This window comes from Thermogemmatispora sp., from assembly GCF_042408735.1.
Taxonomy (GTDB): Bacteria; Chloroflexota; Ktedonobacteria; order Ktedonobacterales; family Ktedonobacteraceae; genus Thermogemmatispora.
In genome coordinates this window covers 13599-29069 of sequence record NZ_JBHOQV010000004.1, presented here as the reverse complement: position 1 = coordinate 29069, position 15471 = coordinate 13599, and the positions used below count along the sequence as shown (strand labels likewise).

At 63.1% G+C, this 15471-nt stretch carries 12 protein-coding genes; 6 read left to right on the top strand and 6 right to left on the bottom strand.

Annotated features, from left to right (window positions below):
• The 3 genes from ACFMO7_RS00565 to ACFMO7_RS00555 all read right to left on the bottom strand — a co-directional run.
• A partial coding sequence (locus tag ACFMO7_RS00565; protein WP_376793594.1) for a hypothetical protein occupies positions 1–254 on the bottom strand: 254 nt, incomplete at its 3' end.
• A gap of 314 nt (positions 255–568) precedes the next feature.
• Positions 569–2599, bottom strand: coding sequence for a protein kinase (locus ACFMO7_RS00560; RefSeq protein ID WP_376793593.1), 2031 nt, complete (start codon positions 2597–2599; stop codon positions 569–571).
• Positions 2600–3052: 453 nt separating this feature from the next.
• Complete coding sequence (locus tag ACFMO7_RS00555; protein WP_376793592.1) at positions 3053–3238, bottom strand: hypothetical protein; 186 nt, start codon at positions 3236–3238, stop codon at positions 3053–3055.
• 609 nt (positions 3239–3847) lie between these two features.
• On the opposite strand from ACFMO7_RS00555, the gene ACFMO7_RS00550 reads away from it, so the two are divergent.
• The 3 genes from ACFMO7_RS00550 (at position 3848) to ACFMO7_RS00540 (ending at position 9224) form a co-directional block, all read left to right on the top strand.
• Positions 3848–4828 carry a GtrA family protein gene (locus ACFMO7_RS00550; RefSeq protein ID WP_376793591.1) on the top strand — a complete coding sequence of 327 codons (981 nt, stop codon included), beginning with the start codon at positions 3848–3850 and terminating at the stop codon, positions 4826–4828.
• Positions 4825–7260, top strand: coding sequence for an ArnT family glycosyltransferase (locus tag ACFMO7_RS00545; RefSeq protein WP_376793590.1), 2436 nt, complete (start codon positions 4825–4827; stop codon positions 7258–7260). The genes ACFMO7_RS00550 and ACFMO7_RS00545 overlap by 4 nt, the downstream gene beginning before the upstream one ends.
• Before the next feature lie 503 nt (positions 7261–7763).
• Positions 7764–9224 (top strand): cellulose binding domain-containing protein, encoded by a 1461-nt coding sequence (locus ACFMO7_RS00540; protein ID WP_376793589.1) that lies wholly within the window; start codon positions 7764–7766, stop codon positions 9222–9224.
• Between the two features lie 998 nt (positions 9225–10222).
• Here the strand turns inward: ACFMO7_RS00540 and ACFMO7_RS00535 are convergent.
• The gene (locus ACFMO7_RS00535) at positions 10223–10420 is read right to left on the bottom strand and encodes a hypothetical protein (protein WP_376793588.1); all 198 of its coding nucleotides are present in this window, start codon (positions 10418–10420) and stop codon (positions 10223–10225) included.
• 35 nt (positions 10421–10455) lie between these two features.
• Here ACFMO7_RS00535 and ACFMO7_RS00530 point away from each other — a divergent pair, with 35 nt between their 5' ends.
• The 3 genes from ACFMO7_RS00530 (at position 10456) to ACFMO7_RS00520 (ending at position 13654) form a co-directional block, all read left to right on the top strand.
• On the top strand, positions 10456–11526 hold the full coding sequence (locus ACFMO7_RS00530; RefSeq protein ID WP_376793587.1) for an FAD:protein FMN transferase: 1071 nt from the start codon (positions 10456–10458) through the stop codon (positions 11524–11526).
• A gap of 163 nt (positions 11527–11689) precedes the next feature.
• A complete protein-coding gene (locus ACFMO7_RS00525) occupies positions 11690–12487 on the top strand; it encodes a ferric reductase-like transmembrane domain-containing protein (protein ID WP_376793586.1) in 798 nt (265 codons plus the stop codon).
• A 288-nt stretch (positions 12488–12775) separates the two neighbouring features.
• Entirely contained in the window at positions 12776–13654 is an 879-nt protein-coding gene (locus ACFMO7_RS00520) for a hypothetical protein (RefSeq protein WP_376793585.1), read from the top strand.
• Positions 13655–13785: 131 nt separating this feature from the next.
• Here ACFMO7_RS00520 and ACFMO7_RS00515 read toward each other — a convergent pair whose 3' ends face one another.
• Together ACFMO7_RS00515 and ACFMO7_RS00510 are read right to left on the bottom strand one after the other, a co-directional pair.
• The gene (locus ACFMO7_RS00515; protein WP_376793584.1) at positions 13786–14184 is read right to left on the bottom strand and encodes a hypothetical protein; all 399 of its coding nucleotides are present in this window, start codon (positions 14182–14184) and stop codon (positions 13786–13788) included.
• A 37-nt stretch (positions 14185–14221) separates the two neighbouring features.
• Entirely contained in the window at positions 14222–15460 is a 1239-nt protein-coding gene (locus ACFMO7_RS00510) for a potassium/proton antiporter (RefSeq protein ID WP_376793583.1), read from the bottom strand.
• Positions 15461–15471 lie beyond the last annotated feature (11 nt).

Genomic DNA, 15471 nt, shown 5'->3' with positions numbered 1-15471 from the left:
AGCTTCAGCGCATGGTAAGGCAACCCGCTCGAATAGCCAGGGGTGCTCTCGATATAGGGTTCGCGCGCGATGACGCCCTTTGTTTCCAGCAACTGGCGGCGCTCCCGCACAACGTCTCTGTGACGGATAGGGTACTGGGCTTCAATGTAGCGGATCAGTTGCTTCCCAAGCTCATCGGCGATGACCGAGAGATCATAGATCTGTTGATCGTTGATCTGATTCATCGTTGCCCCCTGCTCTTCGAAGGAACTCAAGCTCTGGCCTGCATAATCCGCCTCCTGGGAGACCGGATAATCAGCGGCCTGGCCGCTTGAACTCGTATGAGTGCTCAGGACAAGAGACGGAAGGAAATAGTCGATTGCTGCCTGTCCCGCGAGGACAGCCCTGTTCCGAAAGGTGGCGCAGAGAACGATCGGCGCCGCCAGGCCAGGCTCGCCCTGGGCCTGAAGTGGTGACAATTATAGCATGAGGCGCATGTCTGCGCAAAGTGGACGGCGCACCTGCTGGGGTCTGGCCGTGGCGACGGCTGGCCGCGGAGAGGGAGGAGACCAGGACCGACCGATGCGGATCATGATAGATTGACTTGCCAGAGTTTCACGACTCTGGTTCCGGCCATGACGATGTTGCGGCTATCGGGTGACCAGGCCAGGGCGCGAATACCTTCGCTCTCGTGTGGGTAGCTCTGGAGTAGGCGCCCCGTCTGAGAGTTCCAGATCTGGAGGTTGTCCGCTCCGCCCGATGCTAGCCAGCGGCTGTTTGGTGCCCAGGCCAGGCTGTAAACGGGGCCTTTGTGACCATCGTAGATCAGCAGCTGTGCGCTTGTGGCAGCGTCCAGGATCACAACCTTGCCCTTATCTCCCGCAATAGCCAGGCGCGTCCCGTCTGGCGACCAGGCCACTATCGGAACGGCCAGCCTGATGGAGCTGTTCCACAGGGTCTGGCCGGTGGCGGCTTCCCAGACGAGGACGGTCCCCTCTAGTGAGCCAGAGGCGATACAATTTCCGTTGGGTGACCAGCTGAGCGAGAGGACTTCTTCCTGGTGAAGTCTGTAGGTGAGTAGCGGCTCTCCGCTGAGAGCTTTCCAGATCTGGACAGTGCGGTCGGCGCTTCCTGAGGCGATGCGATAGCCGTCCGGCGACCAGGCAACCGCCTGTACGCTATCGCGATGACCGTGATAGGGGATGAAGAGCTTTCCGTTGCTGGTGTCCCAGACGTGCACGCTGTGATCGCTGCTGCCGGTAGCGACCCAGTGGCTGTCTGGCGACCAGGCCATCGAAAGGATGCCACCGCGATGGCCGTTGTAGGTGAGCAGGGTCTCATCAAGGCTGGCGCTCCAGAGAAAGGCGATACTGGCCTCTTCTGACAGCCACTGACCGCCAGCAATGCGGGTGCCATCGGGCGACCAGGCCAGGGCCCGGAGGTTCTCGAGGGGCAGGGTGGCAAGGAGATCGCCGGAGCCACCTGTTTGGGAGAGCTGGGACCAGAGCAGGCTTGCGACTGGCAGACTGCCGATGGCGACAGCGACTGCCGCCAGACCAAGACCGGAGCGCAGGAGATGGCGGCGCTTGATGGCGCCGCGCTGAGGCAGCACGGCGGAGGACTGGCCGGCCGGAGGCGGAACAACCCCGCCGGCTGGCGGCGTTGCTGACTCGTTCCGGCTGGGTCGCCGCAGGAGAGCGGCGAGCTGGCGACGGACTTCCTCGGCGGAGGCTGGACGCTCTTGGGGATCCAGGGCGACCAGACTGGCAATGAGCTGCTCCAACGGCTCGGGTACTGCCGGATTGAGCTGACGCAGAGGCGCGAAGCAAAAGGGCTGCTCGCTAGGGTCGAGGCCGCTGAGCAGGCTGTGCAACAGAACCCCCAGGCTGTAGAGGTCGCTGCGAGGTGTGGTCTGGGCCTTGCCGTACTGCTCGGGGGCGGCGAAGCCAGGCGAGCCAAGGACGCTGGTGTCGCGGGATTGACCGGGCCGGAAGCGGCGCGCAATACCGAAGTCGATGAGGAAGAGCTGCCCATCCTGCCGGCGCAGCATGATGTTGGACGGCTTGAGGTCACGGTAGATGATGGGTGGCTCCTGCTGGTGCAGGTAGGCGAGCGTGTCGCAGATCTGCAGGCCCCAGGTGAGAACAGAGGAGAGGCCTAGCGGCTGGCCTCGCTGGCGCTGAAGACGCTGCTCCAGGGTGTCGCCGTCGATGTAGTCCAGAACGAGATAGCTGTAGTCGGGTTCGCTCCAGTAGGCGTAGAGCCTGGGGATGCAGGGATGGGTGAGTCGTTGCAGCAACTCGGCCTCGTGCTGCAGAGAGAGTTCGAGGTGGGCGCGCTCCTGGGCGCTGAGGCCGCGTTTGTGGATCTGCTTGAGGGCCACGGGCCGCCGATACCGGTCGTGCTGGTCAAGGGCGAGATAAACGCTACCCATGCCGCCCTGACCTATGGGACGACACAACAAATAGCGCCCGGCCAGCAGAGGACCAGCGCCAGGGTGGACAGGCGGAGAGCTGGAGCTTGATGAGAAAGGGGTGGCACAGTACCAGCAGATGCTTGCCTGACTGGAGTTACCCGCCCCACAGGTCTCGCAGAAGCGCTCGGATGACTGTATTTGCATAAAAAGACCTCGTCAGTTAAACTTGATGAACGAGGAGCGCGAGATACCTGCCAGGCCATCTCCTATCTTTCTGGAAAGGTCCCACTCGGAAGGATCGACTATAGTATAGCCAGGGCCAGGGAAGCGATCAAGCGTTTTATATCTGTCCATCTCATCTGAAGAACACGAACCCCTGGCTCCAGCCAGGAAGGTGCCCCTCCTTCCCTCTCTCCGGCCACAGCGCTGGCGACCACCGTTGCTGGAGGGCCAGGCATCGCCAGTCTGGTGATCGGTGCGCGTCCCAGCACTTGCCCGTCACGTCCCATCACAGCCAGGCTCTCGAACGCCTTCCCCCGCCCCAGTCGCGGCGAGACGGTGCAGACAGAGGAAGCGCTTGCATCCCTCCCTGTCCACAGAAAGAGCGCGCCGCTGGTCCGCAGCCCAGACCGCCATGAGACGCGCGAGGGCGATCAGTCAGCAAGAGCGTTGAAAGAAGGGCCGCAACAGGGTAGAAGACCAGCTACAGGCGCTCTGGTAGGCCGCTACTATCAGGCGGATGGCTGGGCAGGTCACCTGGGCGTTGCGCTGGCTCTTGGCCCCTGCCAGAACAGCAGGCTGGCCAGGAGGGGCCAGGACCTCTGGCGAAGAGACAGGGTTCATCGGCTTCCTCTGCCACCGGGGCGGCTCTCCTGGCCAATTGCCGCTCAGTTTGACGGCCTCTTCCCCCGACTGAGGCCCGTCGCCGGCCTTTGACCTGGACCACTGGTACTATATCGGTTCCCTGTAGATCAAGGAATTTGCCCCGGAAGATGGCTCCCGATCGGCCCGCCTCTGGAAAGCTGGCCAGGCGGCGCCGCTGCACAATAAGGCCGGCGGCATGGCGACCCCGGCAAGCAGGCCAGGCTCATATGAGAAAATTCTCATCTTTCTCCAATCTTCTTTCAAAAAAAGGCCCCTATGCTAAAGGGGACAGGTGGGACCTGGGGACGAGCGCTGGCGCCGGCTCGGCTCAGCATCGTCCAGGCCGGAGCGCACCAACACAGCGGCAGTCGGATGGGTGGGTCACCTGTTCCGCTGGTCAAGACCTGACCAGGTCAGGCCAACCAGGTACCGAAAGGCAGCGTTAGCGTTGCTGCTCGACCGGCTCTTCCTGGCGCCATCTCAGCGACGAAGCGAGCACGCAAAGAAAGCAATAGATATCACATATAGATAACAAGCAAAAGAGAGAAGCACACGAAGCAGAGAACGACCGAAAAGAGGAGAGACGCATTGATCCTGTTAGTAGAACGGTCAGCCGGTGAACCCGAGGGTGGCCCTACTCAGGCAACCGCCCAAAGGCTCGGAGAGCAGGCTCCCGTCGTACCCGAGTCACGACCAGTGACAGGCAGGCGCGTGCGGACCCGTCTGCACCCGGCGCAGCAGTCCCTGCGGTCCCCGCGCTCTCTGCGGCCCCCGCGGCTCTACCGGCTGGGCCAGTCACAGCCTGGTCCTGCCATTTCACTGGCACTAGGCCCCGTTGATCCTGTGGCCATCCTGGCGGGAGCGGAGGCAGGCAGTCGCGACCAGGAGCAGCCTGTAGGCCCGCCGGAAGTGCCTGAGCCTGGACCGGCGCCCAGGAACGAAGCGATCCAGCGTTCCGCCCGGCACCTGAGCCGTGGCCTTGGCCAGCTCCTGCGCTTTGTCATCACCGGTGGCCTCAACACCCTGATCGATATCCTGGTTCTCAACGCGCTCGTCTGGCTTCTGGCCGTCAGAAGCACGCCGCTCCTGCTGACCTGCAACATTGTCGCCTACTGTGCGGGCGCCGTCAACAGCTTCCTGCTCAACAAATATTGGACCTTTGGCAGGCGCGAGCCGATCACGCGCGGCGAGTTGCTGCGCTTTGCCCTGATCACCGTAGGAGGCAGTCTGTGGAGCAGCGGCATTCTCTGGCTGGCCGGGCTGGCGCTGGAACACATCCTGATCAATCCGACACTCTGGACCAACGCCGCCAAAATCATCGCCATTGGCGGTACCGCCCTCATCTCCTATCTGGGCCTCCGGCTCTGGGTCTTTGTCCAGGGCCGGCCTGGCCTTGGCCTAAGAGGGATGGGGGCGCAGCCAACCAACGCGGACCGGCGTTACTTCCAGTGGAAGCCGTGGCCTATCTATGGCACTCGCAAAGCCCATGACAGCGACGGTCACGGCCCAGCAACAGTCACACCGCACGAAGAAAGCCTGTGGAAGCGGAAAGGACCCGAAACGCTATGATGGGAACACCGACCCCGACTCCGGCACTGCCGGAGATCGATCGACCTCTGGCCCCCGATGCGACGCCAACACCAAGCGCGAAGTGGGAGTGGCCGCCGCTCTGGAGGCGCCTCGCCCTGGCAGCCATTGCTCTGCTTTCAGTTTTTCTCAACTTCTACCAGCTCGGCGCCAACGGCTTTGGCAACCTCTACTACGCCGCTGGCGTCCGCAGCATGCTCGATAGCTGGCACAACTTCTTCTTCGTCTCCTTCGATCCTGGAGGCTTTGTCACCATCGACAAGCCACCCCTAGGCTTCTGGCTACAGGTCGCCAGCGCCAAAATCTTTGGCTTCACGCCCTTTAGCGTCCTGCTACCCCAGGCGTTGGCGGGCGTGCTCTCTGTCCTCCTGCTCTACCACCTGGTGCGGCGCCACTTCGGTACCACTGCCGGCCTGCTTGCCGCCCTGGCTCTGGCCATCAGCCCGATCAGCGTCGTCACCAATCGCAATAACACCATCGACAGTACGCTTGTGCTGGTGATGCTGCTCGGCGCCTGGGCCGTCATGCGGGCCGCCGAGACGGGCAAGCTCCGCTGGCTGCTACTGTGTGCCCTCTGCATTGGGCTGGGCTTCAACATCAAAATGCTCGAAGCCTATCTAGTAGTGCCGGCCTACGGCCTGCTGTACCTGCTGGCCGCCCCGCGGCGCATCCTCGTGCGCATCGGACACCTGGCCCTGGCCACCGTGCTCATGCTGGCCGTCTCCTTCTCCTGGGCCCTGGCAGTGGACCTGACGCCGGCTTCTGCCCGTCCCTACGTCGGCTCCAGTCAGGATAACTCAGAAATCAGCCTGGCCCTGGGCTATAACGGCATCCAGCGTCTGCTGGGCCACTTCGGCTTTGGTCCCGGGGCGCGCGGCAACAGCAATATTCCCACCTTCGAGCGCAATAGCTCCAGCTCCTCTGGCAGCAGCAATAGTAATAGCAACAGCAATAGCGCCAGCAGTAATGGGACGAACGGCGCCAGCAGCGGCGCGGCGCCAGCCGAAGGCTACTTCCAGCCGGGAGAGCAGCCCGCCAGCGGCGCAGGCGCTCCCCCGGGCAACGGAGCCCCTCCCACGAGTGGAAACCAGGAGGGCACGCCCTTTGTACCTGGCAGCGGCACCAGCGGAAGCGACAATGGCAGCAACTCCAGTAGTGCGGCGAGCACGCCCGAGGCCACCACTGGCCCAGGCAATGGAACCCTGCCGGGCAACACCGGTCAGGGCCCCGAAGGTCTGCGCGGCGCGTTCAGCGGTAACGGTGGCGGCGGCGGCATGTTTGGAACCGGGACGCCTGGTCCCTTCCGCCTCTTCAATGAGCCACTCGGCGGTCAGATCGTCTGGCTGCTGCCGCTTGCCCTGCTTGGAATCATAGCCGTTGCCTGGCAGCGCCGCCCGCGCTTCCGTGGCGATCCTGAACAGCAAGGGCTGGTTCTCTGGGGCATCTGGCTCCTGACCACCGCTGTCTTCTTCTCAGTGGCTGGCTTCTTCCATCAGTATTACCTGACCACGATGGCCCCTGCGGTGGCGGCCCTTTTCGGCATCGGCGTTGTAGTTATGTGGCACGACTACCGCCGTCATGGCTGGCGTGGCTGGCTCCTGCCCCTGGCTCTCCTGCTGACAGCCCTGGAGCAACTGCACATCATCACCAGCAATCCGGCCTGGGGAACCTGGCTCATTCCTCTCATTGCCGTGCCCTGTGCTCTGGCAGCTCTGGTGCTTTTCATGGCGCGCTTTCTGCCTTTCCTGCGCGAGCGCGCACGCCTGCTCGTGCCTGCCCTGGTGGTAGCCCTGATTGCCCTGCAGCTCACGCCGGCGGTCTGGTCCTTTATCCCTGTCCTGCGCGGTGAAGCGGCTAGCCTGCCTACAGCCGGACCGGGCAACCAGTTCGGCGGCCTTGGGACTGGTGGCTTCAGGGCCTTTTCCTCTGGCAGCAATGCCAGCGAGAACGCTGCTCGTCGCTTCCGTTCTTACATTGAGAACTTCGAAGGCCCTGTCAATGGGGAGGGTGGCCAGCGCGCCGGTGGCTCTGAGGGCCTGACCGTCAATACGGCCCTGATTAACTACCTGGAGGCTCATCGTAACGGCGCCAAGTACCTGGTGGCTGTCATGAGTTCCAACGAGGCTGATTCAATCATTCTGGCTACCAATCAGCCCGTCATGGCTATGGGCGGCTTCTCTGGCAGCGACCCTATTCTAACCCCTGCCAAGCTGGCAGCCCTGGCGGAAAGTGGCCAGGTGCGCTTCTTCCTGATCAACGGCACAGGTGGTGGGCCTGGCGGTGGCCAGAGTGCCCTGGTGAGCTGGATCACCCAGCATTGTAAGCTGGTCAGCAGCAGCGCCTGGCAATCTTCCGGTGCGAGCAGCGGCGGCTTCGGTGGCGGTGGCCAGCTCTACGAGTACACTGGCAGCTAAGCAGATTTCCCACGAGAGGGGGCGTCTCGCTCCCGCGGAGAGAGCCAGCTCCCTCTCGCCCTCCCTTTATCCACCTGTCCTGTCCTATCCTGTTCCAGCGGACCTGCGCCCGCCTACCAGCGGCGGGCCAGGTCCGCTGATCCGCTTCAGGTTGGCTCCTTTGGCGCGACAGACTTCCCTCCAATGGTACTTTCTGGTACTATCTGAGAATACATGAGCTTTGTAGTCGGAAACGAGTCCAGAACTGGATTCGCGCGATAAGTGTCTGTGTCAAGATCCCTCGCTGAGAAGGCCAAAAAGGCCGCAATCTTGACGGGAGCGCTACGATCTGTTATTGTGAAACAGCACATTTGATATTGTCTATGCTGTGGCACTAGGGCGAGAGCCTCAATTATACTGATGAACCGCGGTGCCCGATCTGACAACCCTGATAGCGTCCTGTGCTGCAGCAAGGAGAGGAAGGCTCCTGATTCATCAACTACCTGTCAAGGAGGAAGGTACGCATGAAGCGTATTCTCAGCAGGAAGCTATTCTGGGTGGCGACGATCACGCTGCTCGTCCTCGTCGGTGGTGGGTTAGCCTTCGTGCCCGTGCTGCTGAGCACGCACACGGCGGCGGCGGCCCCCGTTGATCAGCTTGTGGGCTATGGCGCTGGTACCACCGGCGGGGCTGGTGGGAGCGTGACCACTGTTAGTTCGCTCTCTGCTCTCCAGAATGCTGTCAAGGGCTCCTCGCCCAAGATCGTCTATGTCAGTGGCACGATCACGGGCGACACCGACGTTGATGTCGGCTCCAACACCAGCATTATTGGCGTTGGCTCCACGGCCTCCCTGGTCGGCATCAGCCTCTCGCTTGACGACGTCAGCAATGTCATCATTCGCAACCTGAGCATCTCCTTTGTGCGAGCTGACGGCAATACCAGCGGGGATGCTATCCATATCGAGCATTCGCAGCATGTCTGGGTCGACCACAACAATCTCTTCTCAGACATGGATCACGGCAAGGACTACTACGATGGCCTGATCGACATCACCCATGCCTCGGACTACATTACGGTCTCGTGGAACCGCCTGCACGATCACTACAAGGTCTCGCTGGTGGGTCATTCCGACTCCAATGCTTCCGAGGATACGGGCCATCTCCATGTGACGTACCATCACAACTGGTTCTATAGCGTCAATTCTCGCCTGCCGAGCCTGCGCTTCGGCACCGGCCACATCTACAACAACTATTATCAGAATGTGGACGGCAGCGCTATCCACTCCCGCATGGGCGCCCAGGTCCTGGTTGAGAACAACGTCTTCCGCAACGTGAATGTGGCTCTGACGACGACCGGCGATAGCCCCCAGGATGGCTTTGCCAATGAGCGCGGCAACGACTATGGCGGGGCCGAGGTCGATGTGACCCAGGTCGGCACTTTCACGGCGGCACCCTACAACTACACCCTTGATCCGACCAGCGATGTCATCAATGAGGTGACTACCTACTCCGGTGTGGGTGTGGTGAGCGGCACAGGCTCCGGCGGCTCAGCGACCCCGACGCCAACTCCAACGGCCAGCGCGACGCGTACCCCGACGCCGACCCCGACGGCTGCCGCGACACGCACGCCGACCCCCACACCGACAAGCTCTGCCAGCACAAGCTGCCGCGTGAGCTATACGGTGACGGCTCAGTGGCCGGGCGGCTTCACGGCCAGCCTGACGATTACCAATACGGGTACGGCGGCCTGGAACGGTTGGCGACTGACCTTCTCCTTCCCTTCTGGTCAGACGGTTACTCAGGGCTGGAACGGTACCTTCAGCCAGTCGGGCAGTACGGTGACGGTGACCAACGCCTCCTATAACGGCAGCGTGGCCGCCGGAGCCAGCGTTACCCCCTCGCCTGGCTTCAATGGAACCTGGACCAGCGCGAACGCAAAGCCGACCGCTTTCAGCGTGAACGGGGCAAGCTGCAGCGTGGCCTGAGCTGAGCTACGGCGCAGCCTTGTCCGCTCTGTCCGGCGGCTTGATCCCGGAATGAGCCGCTCATCGGACAGTGTTGGCTGATAAGTTTCTAGGCTTTCCTGTACCGGCAGAGCAAGGCCCCCGAGCCGGTACAGCTCGCGCTTGCTGGCCTGTCCTCTCCCCCTGCCTTTCCTCCTCGCCTCCTGATCCCTCTCCTGGCCTTCCCTGGCCCCCTCCCCTGGCCTGGTTTCTTGAAGTTTCATGAGAGATTTCTCATCTGGATCAAATGCAACTCTCATCCGCGCGTGGCATAGCTAATAGAGGCAAGGGAAGCAACAAGGACGGCGGCCGGTCCCTGTGAGCTATGCTGCGTCCGCCGCCCCTTCTCCCGGACTGGGAGAGCCTGGACGGAGAGGGTCTCTGCCGATGAGAAGGTTCTCATGCTCTTCCAATGCAGCTACAAGACACGGTTGCTAAACTAGGCGAGAGGTCAGGTTGCTCGTAGCTGATGTTCTATCTTCGAGAGAAGCTCTACACACGAGAGGTGAAAGCGTGCGCGATGAGAGAAGAGAGCACGGTGCTGCCGCTGGGGCCGGAGACGCCGGTGGCAGCACCTATGGCGCTTATCATGGAAACTACGGGATCTACGGCAGTACCCAGGCCGGCTACCCCGCTAGGGCGGGTGCTCCCGGGGCCAGCTCTGCCGCTACTCCTTATTCCCCTTATTATGATCTGCCCTATGGGACGGGGTATGTCAGGCCGACAGGCTGGGAGACGGTGCCCATGCCCTCAGTGGACGGCGCCTGGCGGCAGCCACTCTCTGCCCAGAGGGCATCAGGAGCCGGAACCGAGCAGCGGCCTGTCGCCCGCTCGCCGCAGTCGGCGGGGTCGGGACGGCAGCCCAAACGGGCCAGCATGCCTAAGGAGCAGGCCCAGCGCCTGGCCCGGCGCTTGAAGCGCTGGGCCGTCGCCCTGGCCGTGGCGGGTTTTGGGACCTTCAGCGGGCTGGTGGCCTTCCATCAGGCCAGCGCGAGTGCCACCCAGAACAGCACTGGCTCGACGACATCGTCGTCGTCCAGCTCCCAGACCAGCACGCCGTCCAACAGCAGCGGCTCATCGTCGTCGACGCACTCCGGAGGGACCAGCGCGACGAACTCGGCTGGAAGCAGCTCATCGTCGTCCTCCAGCCCGGCAAACAGCAGCTCGTCCCAAGACAACAGCGGCTACTTCAATCAGCAAGGAGGGGATAACTTTGGCAGCCAGCCAGCTTTCGGACAGGGGCACAGTGGAAGTGGCGTCTCCTGAGTATGTGACTCCACCGGGAATGAGGCGCGGCAGCTTCCGGGCCATGGGGACGACGGTCAGCTACCTGCTGCCGGCTGAGGCCAGCGAGCGCGGCGGCGAGCTGATCAGGGATCTTTTTGAGCGTTGGGAGGAGACACTGAGCCGCTTTCGCCCTGAGAGCGAGCTGATGCGGCTGAACCGCCGGGCCGGTGAGTGGGTGGCGGTAAGCGAGTTGCTCTATGTCGTTTTGACGCACGCTCTGGAGGCGGCTGCCGCCAGCGAGGGCCTCTATGACCCAACGCTCTTGCGGCAGCTCGAGCAGCTTGGCTATGACCGCAGCTTTGAGCTACTAGAGCGGGCCGGGCAAGTGTCTATGACAGAAAGAGCAGCATCACTCGTGGGGGAGAGTCAGGTTCGACCATCTGGGGGTGCCTGGCGGCGAATTGAGCTTGATCCCGTCAAGCGGCAGGTGCGACTGCCGGCGGGAGTCCAGCTTGATTTTGGAGGCATTGCGAAAGGGATGGCTGTGGATACGGCCCTGGGGGCCTTGCGCCGGCGGGGAATAGTCCCGGCTCTGGTCAATGCCGGCGGCGACCTGGCGGTAGCTGGCGTGCCGCCCGCTGGCGAGCACTGGGCGATTGCCGTGCCGGGACGGCTGGGCGGCTGGACAGTGCCCCTGCGGCGCGGCGCGATGGCCACCTCGGGCATCGCCCGCCGACGCTGGTGGTGTGATGGCCGCCTGCGTCACCACCTGCTTGATCCGCGCACCGGCCTGCCCGCCGCTCATGGCCTGTGGTCGGTGACCGTCGTCGCTGATCGCTGCGAGCAGGCTGAGGTCGCGGCCAAGGTGGCCTTCATTCTCGGTCCCGAGGCGGGTCCGGCCTTTCTGCGTCGTCACGCTCTGGCCGGCCTCTTCGTTCACGAGGATGGAAGCTGGCAGAGCGTCGCCCCCTGGCCTGACCAACTGATGGCCGGCTGGCAGGAGAGAGAAGAGGGGAAGAGCGCCGGACTACCAGGCCAGGCCAACGAGAGATTCTAATCAGGCCGATGCCTGGCATTGCTTCCCTGTCGACTGGCTGATTGGTTGGCCGCAATGGCGCTCACACCTCCTCGCCAGCCTGGCCTGACCTGGCCATCGGCGGGAAGAGTATAGACCGAACCAATCCTCTTACGGGGTATGAAAAAAAAGGAAGACAAGCTCTATGGGAACGATCTGGCAGAGTGTGACCTGGAATGTGGCGCGAGCGGGCGGTCTGACAGCCTATCTGCTGTTGACCCTGGCGGTCTGTGCGGGCCTGGCCCTCTCGGGTCAGCTCCAGTCGCCGAGGCGCTGGCCGCGGCTGGTAAACAATGAGTTGCATAACTTTCTGACCTTGCTGGCTACCATCTTCGTTGGCATTCACATCGTGGCCGTTTGGGTTGACCCCTTTACGCATTTCGGCTGGAACGAGATTCTTATTCCTCTGGCCAGCCACTATCGGCCTCTATGGGTAGCCCTGGGCATCTGCGCCCTCTATCTGGGTCTGGCTATTGGTATCAGCACCTTGCTGCGTCCCCATATTGGCTACCGCTGGTGGCGCCGGCTCCACCTGTTGACTCTGCTCCTCTTTGGGCTGGCCACCTTACACGGGCTGGGCAGCGGCAGCGATACCCAAAGCTGGTGGGCGCTGGCTCTCTATGGTGGTAGCTTGTGGGCTGTGGGCTGGCTGCTCTGGCGGCGCCTGCAGGCCACACGGCGCAGCAGGCAGGAGCGGGCGCAGGCCCAGGCGCGCCTGCAGGCCCGCCAGGCCCAGCAGGTCCGGCGGTCCCCTGTCCCAACTGCGGCTGCTCCCCAGTTCCAGAGCCTGGCAGCGCCGGGGAAGCGAGGTGCTCTCAGACCCCCGGCTCAGAGCGGCAGCTATCCCACAGGCGGCTATCCCAAAGCTGGCGATACGGATGCCCTGCGGTCTGGGGCAGAGTTATGGCCGGTGTCGCCGCCCTCCCAACCCTGGCGCAGCTAGGGAGCCTGGTCATGAGTGAGCGCGTGGCCGCGCCCTCATCTCAGAGGCCAGGTTACCCTGCTGGCTCTCTCTCGGACCAGCGAAAGAAAGGTGTTGCGCGCCAGTCCTCTGGCCTGACCTGGCCGACTCACCTTGCTTCAGTGGGAGGCAGCGTTGACAGAACTGTTCCTCCTTGCTACACTCGCTGATAGTAGGAGGAAAATCGGAGCGAGATTGGTTCGATCCGAGCTGGCCCGCGCTGGCTCGGCTCGGCGGTGAGATAAGCGCCCCGGCGAGAAAGGCCAGGCGATGCAGCCCGATTCGGCGAGAGCAACCAGGAACGCGAGTGGCCTACGCCTGCTAGCCAACCTCATGCTGACCATCATACCAGTCAGCTGTGGCCTGATCGCACTTTCGGCCTATCTGAGTCCGCTCATCCCCAGATCGGCCCTCGAGGACGCCCAGCAGGTGGCTCTCTTCCTTCTCCTGGCGCTTGGCATTCAGCTTGTGGGGCTGAGCGCGTCCCTGGGGGCCTGCCTGGTGGCCATGCTCATCGCGCTAGCCTTCTATCTGGCGGCCCTGCAGACTGCCCTGATCGCTCAGAGCTGGCTCTTTTTTCTCTGCCCGCTGGCCTTTGTCGGACTGAGTCGCTGTGCCTCGCTGCCGGCGCAGCAGGCTGGAGCGGAGGAGCGCTTCAAGGCTCTCGCGCTGGTGGCCGTGCTCATCATGATTAGCTGTGCCGACCTGCTCGCGCGCTGGTGGCAGCCCCCGCTCGTTGCCCTGTTCCTGGCTGTCCCGGCCGTTCTCCTTGTCCGTTGTCTTCCGCGCCTGGAGGAAGCCAGGCGCCTGGTGATTACTCGCCTCATCCTCACGGCAACCCTTCTGCTGGTCTTGCTATCCCTTCTGGTGGGCCTGGGACAGCTCGTAGACTTGCCGCGTGGCCTGGTTGCTCTCTTCTGCTGCTATCTCGGTACCGTCGGAGGGCCGCCCGCCCTTGGTATCCGCGACCGTCTTGGCCTCTGGCTGACCCTTGTCCTGCTACTTCTCTGCTGCTCCTTCTTCCTTGCCAGTCCCGGCGTTCCTCTCGCCCTCAATTGGGCTTTAACGCTTGGCAGTCTCGGCTGCCTGCTGGCCGCCGTGCTGGTTCTCTGGCTACTCCCCTCGCGGCCCAGGCCGGCGCAGCCATAGCTGTGGCTGGAATTGGCGCTGTCTGAGCGCTGCCCAACGCGGCGCGGACAGGAACTTCCGTCCCAGTGGCGTCCTTCCAGCCGGGCCAAGCCTTGCTGATGGCGCGTATGCCGGCACCGGCCTCGTCAACCCTATGCTCTACAAGGAGCGGGAGAGGAGATGCTGGCGCTAGCCTGCTCGCCCTTTGAGGATCTGGGTGAGCTAGCGATAGCGGTGCCTGTGTTGTGGAGGCAGGCAGCAACAGTGGTGGCCAAAGTGGGGCCTGGCTGGCGATCTCGTAGACCGGGTTCTGGCAGGATCTGAGCAGTCTCGGGATTGCCAGCAAGCTGGCGACGGTGAGCGGCATTCTGGCGCCGGTCGCCCAGTCGGTGGATGATGGCCTTGCCTTCAGCGGCTACCCTTTCTGTAGCCATCGACTCCTCTATGTGCCCCATCACCAGCTCGCTAGAGCTGGCCAGGCCGCCGAAGTGCTCGTCGTAGGTGCCCGTGATGGAGGCTTTCACCTGAGCCCGGCTGGTCAGCAGGCCCATTCTCGACGAGGGCCTTTGAAGAGGCTCTGGCCCGGGCCTAAGATGGTCCGTTGGACCTGGCCTCCCTGACCTGAGCCTGGACCTGAGCGCTGGCTGGTTGGGCCACCCCCAACCAGCGCGCCACCAGCGGCACCGTCGTTCCCTGCAAGAGCACCGAGGCCAGGACCACGAAGAAGACCAGGTCGAAGAGCAGCTCCGCACGCGGCAGCCCGGCCAGCAGCGGGAAAGTGGCCAGCACAATAGGGACCGCACCGCGCAGTCCCACCCAGGCCACAAAGCATTTCTCACGCAAGGGCATGCGTCGCAATGGCAGCAGGGCCAGGAGCACCGCCACTGGCCGGGCCACAAAGACGCTGACCAGCGTGATCAGCAGTCCAGCCAGGGCCACCGTAGGTAAACGCGAGGGAAAGACCAGCAGGCCCAGAATCAGAAACATCGCGATCTGCATCAACCAGGCCAGGCTATCATGAAAGCGTCCGATGCGCTCGATACCCTCCACCTGGCTATTGCCGAGCAGCAGCCCGACCAGATAAACTGCCAGGAAGCCGCTGCCACCCAACAGGGCCGTAGCCGCGTAGGTAAAGAGGGCCAGGCCGATCGTCAAAACCCGGTAGAGGCCCTCCACATCCAGGTGCAGCCGAGCGATCAACCAGGTGGCCAGCCATCCAATCAGCAGCCCGAGGAGCAGACCAAGCCCCATCTGCTGCACGAAGAGCAGAAGCACACTGGCGAGCGACGTCTGAGGCTCACTCAACAAGCGGATCAGGCCGAGGGTCAGGAAGACTGCCATCGGATCGTTGGTGCCCGATTCCAGCTCTAACAAAGGGAGAAGCTGGCCGCTTAGGCGCAGATTGCGAGCTGCCAGCACGCTGAAAACCGCTGCGGCATCGGTGGCCGAGATCAGGGAGCCGAGCAAGAGACCCTCCAGCGGCGAGGCGTGCAGGAGCCAAACCGCTGCCAGAGCTACGGCTACGGCGCTCAGCAGCACACCCAGCGTCGAAAGCAAGAGGGCACCGCCGAGCGCTGGGCGCACCACCGTCCAGCGCGTTTCCAATCCTCCGGCAAACAGGATGAGCACCAGAGCAACAATACCGACTTCCTGAGCGAGCTGGGCATCGTCAAAATAGATACCGCCCGGACCATCCGAGCCGGCCAGCATGCCCAGGCCCAGGAAAAGGAGCAGGGCAGGAATGCCTAGCCGGCCCGCGATCTTCCAGGCCAGCACGCTTAACAATATCAGTAGGGAGGCGACCAATAGCTCGCTCTCAAAGTGCATCAGCTTCTCCC

Bases quoted from the DNA above. Each gene is read 5' to 3' on its own strand.
- ACFMO7_RS00560 (WP_376793593.1), bottom strand. From the start codon at position 2,599: ATGCAAATACAGTCATCCGAGCGCTTCTGCGAGACCTGTGGGGCGGGT.
- ACFMO7_RS00555 (WP_376793592.1), bottom strand. From the start codon at position 3,238: ATGAACCCTGTCTCTTCGCCAGAGGTCCTGGCCCCTCCTGGCCAGCCT.
- ACFMO7_RS00545 (WP_376793590.1), top strand. From the start codon at position 4,825: ATGATGGGAACACCGACCCCGACTCCGGCACTGCCGGAGATCGATCGA.
- ACFMO7_RS00540 (WP_376793589.1), top strand. From the start codon at position 7,764: ATGAAGCGTATTCTCAGCAGGAAGCTATTCTGGGTGGCGACGATCACG.
- ACFMO7_RS00525 (WP_376793586.1), top strand. From the start codon at position 11,690: ATGGGAACGATCTGGCAGAGTGTGACCTGGAATGTGGCGCGAGCGGGC.
- ACFMO7_RS00520 (WP_376793585.1), top strand. From the start codon at position 12,776: ATGCAGCCCGATTCGGCGAGAGCAACCAGGAACGCGAGTGGCCTACGC.
- ACFMO7_RS00515 (WP_376793584.1), bottom strand. From the start codon at position 14,184: ATGGGCCTGCTGACCAGCCGGGCTCAGGTGAAAGCCTCCATCACGGGC.
- ACFMO7_RS00510 (WP_376793583.1), bottom strand. From the start codon at position 15,460: ATGCACTTTGAGAGCGAGCTATTGGTCGCCTCCCTACTGATATTGTTA.